Annotated in this window: 9 protein-coding genes; 5 read left to right on the forward strand and 4 right to left on the reverse strand. The window is 42.1% G+C overall.

Annotation, left to right across the window (positions count from 1 at the left end; translation table 11 throughout):
- Positions 1–1,159 precede the first annotated feature (1,159 nt).
- From LC574_RS14120 to LC574_RS14130, 3 genes are all read left to right on the forward strand, one after another.
- On the forward strand, positions 1,160–1,495 hold the full coding sequence (locus tag LC574_RS14120) for a hypothetical protein (RefSeq protein ID WP_229454102.1): 336 nt from the start codon (positions 1,160–1,162) through the stop codon (positions 1,493–1,495).
- 365 nt (positions 1,496–1,860) lie between these two features.
- Complete coding sequence (locus tag LC574_RS14125) at positions 1,861–2,208, forward strand: YtxH domain-containing protein (RefSeq protein ID WP_229454103.1); 348 nt, start codon at positions 1,861–1,863, stop codon at positions 2,206–2,208.
- An 11-nt stretch (positions 2,209–2,219) separates the two neighbouring features.
- Entirely contained in the window at positions 2,220–2,759 is a 540-nt protein-coding gene (locus tag LC574_RS14130; protein ID WP_229454104.1) for a DUF948 domain-containing protein, read from the forward strand.
- A gap of 142 nt (positions 2,760–2,901) precedes the next feature.
- Here LC574_RS14130 and LC574_RS14135 read toward each other — a convergent pair whose 3' ends face one another.
- Positions 2,902–3,345: a PIN domain-containing protein gene (locus LC574_RS14135; RefSeq protein WP_229454105.1), complete on the reverse strand. Its 444-nt coding sequence runs from the start codon at positions 3,343–3,345 to the stop codon at positions 2,902–2,904.
- On the reverse strand, positions 3,345–3,665 hold the full coding sequence (locus tag LC574_RS14140; RefSeq protein ID WP_229454106.1) for a DUF2281 domain-containing protein: 321 nt from the start codon (positions 3,663–3,665) through the stop codon (positions 3,345–3,347). The genes LC574_RS14135 and LC574_RS14140 overlap by 1 nt, the downstream gene beginning before the upstream one ends.
- A 510-nt stretch (positions 3,666–4,175) precedes the next feature.
- On the opposite strand from LC574_RS14140, the gene LC574_RS14145 reads away from it, so the two are divergent.
- Positions 4,176–4,985 carry a TPM domain-containing protein gene (locus LC574_RS14145; RefSeq protein ID WP_229454107.1) on the forward strand — a complete coding sequence of 270 codons (810 nt, stop codon included), beginning with the start codon at positions 4,176–4,178 and terminating at the stop codon, positions 4,983–4,985.
- Between the two features lie 134 nt (positions 4,986–5,119).
- Positions 5,120–5,749, forward strand: coding sequence for a precorrin-8X methylmutase (locus LC574_RS14150; RefSeq protein WP_229454108.1), 630 nt, complete (start codon positions 5,120–5,122; stop codon positions 5,747–5,749).
- Between the two features lie 307 nt (positions 5,750–6,056).
- Here the strand turns inward: LC574_RS14150 and LC574_RS14155 are convergent, their stop codons facing one another.
- Positions 6,057–6,743 (reverse strand): phosphate ABC transporter permease, encoded by a 687-nt coding sequence (locus tag LC574_RS14155; RefSeq protein WP_229454109.1) that lies wholly within the window; start codon positions 6,741–6,743, stop codon positions 6,057–6,059.
- A 32-nt stretch (positions 6,744–6,775) separates the two neighbouring features.
- Positions 6,776–7,612, reverse strand: a complete 837-nt coding sequence (gene dapB, locus LC574_RS14160; protein ID WP_229454110.1) for a 4-hydroxy-tetrahydrodipicolinate reductase — start codon at positions 7,610–7,612, stop codon at positions 6,776–6,778.
- Between the last annotated feature and the right edge of the window lie 1,021 nt (positions 7,613–8,633).

Genomic DNA, 8,633 nt, shown 5'->3' on the forward strand with positions numbered 1-8,633 from the left:
ATGGGTATAAAATTGAACTGATTCAACTAGGAACTCAAGGGTCAGCAGTCCAACAGGAATCGCAAGAGCAAGTTGTGAGTCAGTAATTCTTATAATTAAGAATATAAGTCAATACGCTTGGGTTAAGACTTGATCCTCCCTAACCCTTTTTAACAAGGAGGGAATTAGAGCAAGCCTTTTTAAGGGAAGAAGAATTAATAGACTCTCTCCTTTCCCCATCGCACATCCAGCAATTTTTGCTTGGTGAACCCCAAGTGAGGTTTTTGCAGACAAAATGTTAGTTAAGTTCAGGCGACAGACTGGAAAACCTAACTTTTCACGGTATCTGGAAAACCTCACTTCTATTTCTCTCTCCTACAAGGAGGAACCACTGCGCCCTTGCGGCTCTGCCGACTTGAAGCATGTGGCGTCAGAAACTTTGAATTTTTCCCCTTCCCGTGTCGGGAAGGGGGCTAGGGGGTTAGGTCAATCGTTAGCTTTTCCACATGATCTGAATTGTCAGGCTGGAAAACTGGTAGAGGTAAAAGCACAATAATAAAGGTGATGCTGGGGAGCCTCCGGTAAAGAGTGTAGTGTAGTTCTCTCACCGTCTGTTGAAGGGGCTATACCATTGTGCTTATATTCCACAAAGGTCGCAAATGATCTAGGATTATCAGGTTAAGGAGTGGAACGTAGTTATGCTGGGGCTTATTGAGCATACGGGTTGATTTTGCAAACCGAGTCGTGAATCTAAGGCAATTGTAGCTGTGGTTTTGCCAGGTGTGGGCATCTGGTGGTTACAAAATTGGCGAATTGGTAATTTTTTAGCCATCAGCCTTTGTTAGACTAAATTTCACCTAGTAAAGCCTTTCAATAACGCTCAGAGCATTATATAACTGCTCTTTATTGCATAATCCCGCCTGTACTTTGTGCGATAATTTTTATTTTTTAGTTTCTTAATCATTAAATAAGAACCAAATAAAAGCGATTAGCGGTTAGCGATTAGCGATTAGTTTTAGACAAGCCGCCCACTATGAGCGGGGTATTAACCTCCCCAAGATTAATTTTTCGCCCATTAAGAGCGAGGCATGTACCGGGCTAATAGCTAATAGCTAATAGCTAACAGCTTTGTCAAGTATATAGAACAATTTCTCAAAGCTGATATTGGTGAAGATAAACAATGGTTATTTTAGTTATCCTCGTGAACACCCTCATTTCGCTGATACTACTATATGTGGCTTGGCAGGTGTGGCAACTCAAGCAGCAGTTAGCATACATAGCAGATAGGTTAAGCGCCTATGAAAGTTGTACCCATGCAGCACTTAATAAAGCACCCGAAAATATTTATCTCAGTCAGGAGAGTATTTATAACTTACGGCAGAAAAATCAAGTACTACAAATGCAAATCCAACAAGTGCGGCAAATTATCAGTCTACTTTTGCTAGGACGGCAAATCTGGCAGCGTTATTTTCGTAGGCTAGAGTTAACGCCAGCGAAAAGAACTATTGGAAAATGAGTTATGTCAAGTTCACATGAACATTTATAATTAGGGCTGACATAGGGACGCGGGAACACGGTGAGACAGGGACGTAGGGAATTTTAAATTATAAGTAATTAATATAGGACTAATATTTGATTTCTGAAAAAGCTCGGTACAATTCAAAAAGCCTAATTCCTTATTCCCTACTCCCTACTCCCCACTCCCCGCCTACGTAGATAATTTCAAAAATCAAATACGATTCCTATAGTTTTGATATTTAATGAATAAAAGCAACATTTTTGGCTGATATTTTGTCACAAGAGATTAACTGAATAAAATCGGTCGAGTCTTGCAAGGAGAGAAAACCCACCTAAAATGGGTGTAAGGAGAGAAACAACAAGATGTCTAATAACCGTTCTGGAGTATTTTTTGGCGGTTTGATGCTGGGAGCTACCATCGGTGCTTTGACCGGTTTGCTCGTGGCTCCCCGCACAGGGCGCGAAACGCGTAAAATTTTGAAAAAATCTGCCAATGCTATCCCAGAATTGGCAGAAGACTTATCAACGAGTGTGCAAATCCACGCAGATCGTCTTTCTGCTAGCGCATTGCAAAACTGGGATGAAACTCTAGATAGATTACGGGAAGCGATCGCAGCAGGTGTAGATGCTAGTCAGAGAGAAAGCCAAGTCTTGAAGCGGCAAACATCTGAAGACTCAGATTCTCTTCCCCAGCAATTAGAACGCTCATAAATGACATAACCGTGATTGACCCCCTGTTTTGGTTGGGACTTTCTTTACTCTTAGTCGCCACAAGTTTGACTGCGGTTTTAGTGGCGGCAATACCTGCTTTGCAGGAGTTAGCACGCGCTGCTCGTAGTGCGGAAAAGCTATTTGATACACTCTCGCGGGAGTTACCGCCCACTCTAGAAGCTATCCGTGTGACTGGTTTGGAAATCACTGACTTAACTGATGATGTCAGTGAAGGTGTAAAAAGTGCTAATCAAGTCGTGAAACAAGTTGATCAAAGCCTTGATAGTGTAAGAATTCAGGCTCAAAATCTGCAAGTAGGTACACGCAGCATCTTTGTTGGCGCGAAAGCTGCTTGGAGAAATTTCACGCGCCAAAAACCCACAAGGCGAACAAGCGATCGCTTGCCAAGCAATGAAAAACCACCACTAACGTTGCGAGAACGAGAAGTACTAAAGCAACAAAATCGTCGGAGCAAAGCAGAAATGTACCGCGTTAATGACAGTTACAGCGACGCTGCTAGCTGGGAAAGCAATTTTGATGATGAAGATTGATTAAAAAAGGGCATTAGTTACAGCAGTTTTCATGTATTTGAACCACATCTGTTGTAGGGGTTTAGCATTGCTAAACCCCTACTGCGTGGTCTATTTACCTGAAAATAGCTGTAATTATGCACCTATAGCTCTATGCTGCAAATCAAACCCAAGATTCCAGCGAAAAGGTTCTCACCTGTTGAATTCGCAAAAAGTCACTATCACTGGAAACCACAGTTAAATTATTTTGCAGTGCAATAGCAGCTATCCAAATGTCATTTTCATCAAAACCCAAACCAACAATTTTAGTTTTTCGCCGCTTGTTTTTATCTTTGGGTGCAAATTGATTGAATAAAGCTGTCTTAATTTGACCGTAAATTGTTGCTGTTTCTTCTGTTATATGGTAAATGCGAATATCTTCTAAAAATTCTGTCAAGCGAGCCAGATTATTTTCTTTGCGTTGGGATTTTTCTATCATGAATGTCAATTCACCCTGGACAATTACGCAAGTGGCAATGTTATTTTCTCCAACTTCATTCACGCGACGGATAACATTTGGCTCACCTAAAATAATGGCACTACAATGATTTGTATCAAGTAAATACATTATTCAAATAGGTTTTCGTCATCAAATTTAGCTTGACCACGGGTAGCATATACTGCTTGAAGGCATTCTTCAAAGTCGTCACCTTCCCAAGTGCGAGCGTGTCGAAGGATGGAGCGCCCGGAAGCAGGACGGTATGTAAGTTGCTCTTGATCACTAAAAGTTTTTCTAGAATCGCTTAAAGGGATAGGTTCAAGCTTACCTGGTTCCAACTCCTTTTTTGTATAGTTAACCTTAATAGAACGTATCAAATCGAGTGCTTCTGTTAGCAACTCCGGCGGTAAAGTTTCTATTTCTTGGATTAATAATTCTTTGTTAGTCATCTCTCACCTCTAATCATTCACCTTTTATTGTATGGGGAACTTCGCTATAGCTTAGTCAATTTTGAGTTGTTCAAAACTTTGGCGATAATGATAATTAAAAACCAATACAGTTCAGTTAAGGATTTTTGCTACTGATTTTAGACCTGTAGAGACGCGAAATTGTACTTCGTCCCGCTACGCTAACGCGTCTCTAGCAAGGTTTTTGGGCTTAACTGAACGGTATTGAATTAAAAACAGGGCTAAGAGGTATGCAACAAGTGCCTGCTACACTCTTCCCATCCACGATTATCATTTTCAATTAAAATATTTTGAGTATTTTAACTGATTGACAAAACGCACTTTATCTTTACTTATTATGAATACCACTGCCAATCCCCACTCCTCAAAAACGCTTTGCTTTGATCCCTTAGATTAGAGTAAAGTAAACAAGTGTAAAGAAGTATCACTTTTCCACTACTCTTTTAAAACAACTTGTTCGCTTTTACCGTTGATATTTGTATAAAAACGTCCATGCAATCTTGTTTTTGGCGACGAATTCTGGTATCTATTGCAGTATTTTTTCTGGCTGGGTCAATTTGGGTGATGCATTCTCCCCCAGCACTGGCTTATGACAATCCTGAGTTACTCCCTAACACCTTTACCCCAGTTGTAGACTTAGCAAAATCTCTTCCTGTCCTGCAAGAAGAAAAGCTTGTCAAAGATTTAGAGCAGTTTGAAGCCGATACGGGCTGGAAACTGCGAGTATTGACCCAGTATGACCGCACCCCAGGTCGGGCAGTCATAAAATATTGGGGTTTGGATGACAAAAGCATTCTACTAGTTGCCGATTCTCGTGGCGGTAACATCCTCAGTTTTAGCGTCGGCGATGCTGTTTATGAACTTTTACCCCGGACGTTCTGGATAGAACTGCAAACCCGCTTCGGTAATTTGTACTTTGTCCGCGAACAAGGCGAAGACCAAGCCATTCTGCAAGCCTTAGAATCGGTTAAAGGCTGTTTACTCAAGGGTGGTTGCAATGTTGTCCCCGGACTGCCACGAGAGCAGTGGATTCTCACCTTGATTACCTCAATTATTGGTGGGGTGATTTGTGGATTTGCAGCTCAACCCCGCGAGAAAGGACAAGTTTTCGCTTGGCAATGGGCTTTAATTTTCTCACCTTTGTGGGGAATTTTGTTTCTTGCCTTTGGCATTGGGCCAGTGGTGACACGCACAAGCGACTGGTTACCTCTAGTTCGCAATATCTCTGGATTTTTCATTGGTGTCTTGGTTGCCTACCTATCTCCTGTTTTCAGTCGGTCTTCTTCCAGTAATGAGTTATAAGTGAGGAGAGACGCGATTAACCCTTGTCTGTACAGGAGTTATGAGTTTTTAATTAACTTATAATTCTTAACTCTTAACTCCTAACTCTCTGAAGCTGATAAGCTGAAAGCTAATATTTGAGAAGCTCAACAAAAATGGAATGGCACCTAACTGATGCTCAAAGTTTAGCAATCATTGATAGTGAAATTGAAAATCATATTTTTTCACCCGCAGAGTATGAGATTGTGCGTCGGGTAATATACTCTACAGCTGACTTTGAGTATAAGTCTTTAATTCGTTTCTCTGAGCGTGCCTTGCAAGCAGGAGCAGCAGCACTAGCAGCGCGTACCACAATTGTGGTAGATGTCCCAATGGTGCAAGTAGGTATTGCCTACGAGATTCAAAACACCTTTGCTAATCCGGTGTATTGCAGCATGGAAGCTCTGACACGTCCTCAAAAAGAAAAAACTCGGGCAGCATGGGGAATAGAAACCTTAGCAAAGCGTTATCCAGAGGGCATTTTTGTGGTGGGCCAAGCGCAAACAGCACTAACAGCACTGGTGGATTTAATTGAAGCTGAGGAAATTAGACCTGCTTTGATAATTGCGACTCCAGTGGGATTTGTAGATGTTGATGAAGCGAAGAGGCGCTTACAAGACTCCCTAGTGCCTCACATTACAATTGACAGCCGCAAAGGTAATGCAGTTGTAGCAGCTGCGATCGTTGATGGATTGGTAGACTTGGCTTGGCAAGCCTATGGACAAGATGGAAATCGTGGGAGTTAGGAACGTCTTCAGGCATTCAAAAGTCACGTCGCTTCGCTCCGAATTCAAAACTTGTACTGAGCGTAGCCGAAGTATTCAAAACTTGTACTGAGCTTGTCCTGAGCGTAGCCGTTGGCGCAGCCTCTCGTAGAGAAGGGCGTAGCCGAAGGGCGTAGCCGTTGGCGCAGCCTCTCGTAGAGAAGGGCGTAGTCGAAGTATGGGGTTCTTAATTTTGATTTTTGAATGCGTGATTTTTGACTTCGCTGAACGCGAATTTATGTTGAGCGGAGTCGAAACACACCGTCTTCAAAAGTTGGAGCTGACTAGTTTACTCTTCTGTGCTACGACGTCGCCGACGCGGCTTTTGTTGTTGGTCTTCACGCAAGCGGCGACCAACTTCGTTAAAGAAGTCTCGCCGTAAATAAGGATAATCGCTAACCCACAGGTCACGGCTAGGAAAGTATATATCGCTGAATTCTTCAATACTGCTCAAATCTGGGCGATTTGACATCACTACCATTTCTGCAATTTGACCGTGAGTTATAACTTTGTGGGCAGGACGTAATGGTGCTACAAACTCAATGCTAAATCCTGTTTCATCACCCACCTCTAAGTTAATCTGTTTTTCTCGATTTTCGACAATCACCAATTCGCCTTTGCTGTTGACTGTTTCGGTTTTGCCCATCAACCGGTCTGTAATCCACCAATCTAGCACTCGACCACGGAAAAAGCCGCCATACTTATAACGGCGGCATTGCAAATTCCGCATACTTGCTTGAAATACTGGATACCACAGCCAAAAAAAAGCGCTAATTACTCCTAGCACAAATACTATTGAAGCAAACTCAAGCCTAAAAATGACTTTCACAAGCAATATAACAACTACGCCAACTACAGAAATTAACAGCCGTTGCAAAAAATTTGAGAACTTCCCCCAGTAGTACTTGTACTGCAAACCAGTGGCAATTAGGGGGATAACTTGTTCAAATTTCTGGCGAGTCAGTGGTACTAACATGAGTGCTGAGTGATGAATGAGCAATAGTGTGTTTAAAGTATCTTTTCTAATCCATATACTAACGACTTTAGCGCTAAGATTTTGCGAATCGCTAGTAGCACTCCTGGCATATAACAAGCGCGATCGCTCGTATCATGTCGTAAAGTATAAATCTGTCCTGCTGCGCCAAAAATAACTTCTTGATGAGCAATCAATCCTGGCAAGCGCACGCTATGAATTCTAATCCCTTCATCTGCTATACTACCTCTGGCTCCTGCTAATTTCTCCGTTTCTTCTACAAGAGCAGGGTTAAAAGTTTTACCCAATTCTCCTAATAACTGCGCCGTTTGAATGGCAGTACCACTGGGAGCATCAGCTTTTTGGTTGTGATGCAGTTCGATAATTTCTACATGGTCAAAATACTTGGAGGCTGCAACTGCGGCTTGTTGCAATAGCACCATACCAATGGAAAAGTTAGGAATAATTAGACAACCAGTGCTAGCTTTGTCGGCAAAGTCTGCCAAGTCTTGAATTTGTTCTGGACTTAACCCAGTGGTGCCAACTACAGGACGAATACCGTAGGCGATCGCACTACGAATATTGTCATAAACTGAATCGGGATGGGTAAAGTCTACAATCACTCCTGGCGGAGACTGTCTGTCGCCAGCCACGTACCCTAACATCGGTTCTAATTGATTGGTAATTGGCACTTCTAGGGGTTCGCTTAAACCCGCTAATTCTCCAGCGTCTTTATCTTGATGTTCTAAACTGTGGTCAATTGCACCCACTAGGTTTAAGTCTGGCGCTTGTGCCACCACCTTAATCACCTCACGGCCCATTTTACCAGCAGCACCGTTGACAATAACCGGGATAGGAGCTTGATTCGTCATAGGTCGAGAAATACTTTTTGAGGTAACAAAGGAATTGTAAAGACTTTGGTGATCTAGTAGCTAGCTTCTCAAATCTCTGGCTTAATTCCAATTACCCTGATTTATGCAGCTAATCACTCAGTTTTATAGTCTCTACAGCCGATCGGTTCTCATTTTCATCCCACTATCTTAGCCAGTAACTGTTTTATTTTCCCTACTTCACTTACCACAGCTTCAAAAATAATCCCATACTGTCCCTGATAAGTAGCTCTTATAATAGCTATCAGTCTTTTTTTGTCAAGCCTAGTTGACTATTTGTAATATTATTGTTAAATTTATTCACATAACTTAGCAAAGACCAAACTTAACTATCTAACTGGTGTTAGCTAAGAAAAAAAGATTTCGGCATCGGTATATTTCATTGACATTTGGAATTCTCCCATCGACCTCGGCTATCAAGTCGGGGTTTTTTGTGTTTTCAATTAGCCTTTAATTTTTTTAACTTTTCTGGAGTCATCTTTGAGATGACTTGAGCTATTAGCCGTAGGTTTCTAACCTATAGCGGGTGATGGTTCCGGGGGGAGATTGGAAATCCATCTGTATTTGAATAATTGTGGAATATTGGCTGATAGCGGGTGATGGTTCCGGCGGGAGATTTGTATTTGAATAATTGCGGAATATTGGCTAATGGCGGGTGATGGTTCCGGTGCGAGATTGGAAATCCATTTGTATTTGAATAATTGTGGAATATTGGCTGATGGCGGGTGATGGTTCCGGTACGAGATTGGAAATTACGTATTTGAATAATTGTGGAATATTGGCTGATGGCGGGTGATGGTTCCGGTGGAAGATTGGAAATTACGTATTTAAGTAATTGCGGAATATTGGCTGATGGCGGGTGATGGTTCCGGCACGAGATTGGAAATTACGTATTTAAGTAATTGCGGAATATTGGCTGATGGCGGGTGATGGTTCCGGCACGAGATTGGAAATTACGTATTTAAATAATTGCGGAATATTGGCTGATGGCGGGTGATGGTTC

This window comes from Nostoc sp. CHAB 5715, from assembly GCF_020829685.1.
Classification (GTDB): Bacteria; Cyanobacteriota; Cyanobacteriia; order Cyanobacteriales; family Nostocaceae; genus Nostoc.